The 1,151-nt window shown below is 43.1% G+C and carries 2 protein-coding genes and 1 pseudogene; 2 read left to right on the plus strand and 1 reads right to left on the minus strand.

The genetic code is table 11. The features are described 5' to 3' along the window. Both ACS8FD_RS15910 and ACS8FD_RS15915 read left to right on the plus strand, forming a co-directional pair. On the plus strand, positions 1-375 hold a 375-nt coding region (locus ACS8FD_RS15910), incomplete at its 5' end, for an OsmC family protein (RefSeq protein ID WP_439276563.1). 14 nt (positions 376-389) lie between these two features. After that, the gene (locus ACS8FD_RS15915) at positions 390-815 is read left to right on the plus strand and encodes an MAPEG family protein (RefSeq protein ID WP_439263110.1); all 426 of its coding nucleotides are present in this window, start codon (positions 390-392) and stop codon (positions 813-815) included. 60 nt (positions 816-875) lie between these two features. On the opposite strand, the pseudogene ACS8FD_RS15920 reads toward ACS8FD_RS15915, so the two are convergent. Next, positions 876-1,151 (minus strand): annotated as a pseudogene (locus tag ACS8FD_RS15920) (tRNA dihydrouridine(16) synthase DusC); the annotation flags it as partial.

Here is a 1,151-nt window from a genome sequence, read left to right on the forward strand (position 1 = left end):
AAAGCATTTATGGGTGTGTCGCCATCGGGGCATAACGTCCAAATTGATGCCGATAAAGAAAAAGGTGCCAGCCCAATGGAGTTGATACTATTGGGGCTAGGAGGTTGCGCCAGTTATGACGTTGTTGCAATTCTGCAAAAGTCTCGCCAAGATGTGACGGACGTGCGCTGTGAATTGACGGCACAACGCGCTGAGACCGTACCAGCGGTATATACTGATATTCATATGCACTTTGTGGTCACTGGTCAAGATATCAAAGATAAACAAGTTGAAAAGGCCATTCACTTGTCAGCAGAAAAATACTGCTCAGCCAGTCGGATGTTGGTACAAGGCGGGGTAAATGTTACTCATGACTTTGAAGTTATTGCAGGGTAAGGGTAGAGATAACTATGAGTGCATTATTTGGGTTAATCCCTGACACCGCTGCCGCCGCAATTTGGGCGATGGTGGTTGCAAGTCTGCTACCATTAGCCATGGCAATGACAGCAAAAGCCATTGTTGGCTTTAGATTGGCTGACAATGCGCATCCTCGTGATTTCTTACAACGTACGACAGGAGCAGCAGCACGTGCTAATGCAGCACAACAGAATAGCTATGAGACCTTGCCAGTATTTTTGGCAGCGGTATTAGTTGCGATGTTGTTCTTTGTTCCGCAATCGATTATAAATACATTGGCATGGCTATATGTGCTGATTCGTATTGGTTATGGAGTGGCCTATGTTGCCAACTTATCGATGTTTCGTTCAGTACTTTGGGTATTGTCAATCGTATGCTGTTTGATGCTGTTTTATTTAGCGATTCGGATTAGCACTTAGTTTCGTAGCAATTTAAGCAGCTTCAAGAAGCTTTATAATTATTAAAAGTAAAGGCGACTATTATGACTGTGCACTTACCTGTAGTGCATTAATAATAGTCGCTTTGTTTTTTTCTCGTTTGATACTTTCCCATAGTATTTGCGCTTCGCTGTAGCCTTTAGTAAGCATGCCAAGCCACTGTTTATAACGACCAACTAATACGATGTCATTTTTGGCCTGCCCTTCTAAAAACTTAATTTGATGCGGTATTAGTGCTTGCCAAGTCAATGCCTTAGAATCTGTCATAGAACCTTCTGCCCAGCCATTATTGCTATTAGCGCTGTCTACACGTGCAAT

Source organism: Psychrobacter sp. 1U2, from assembly GCF_051847575.1.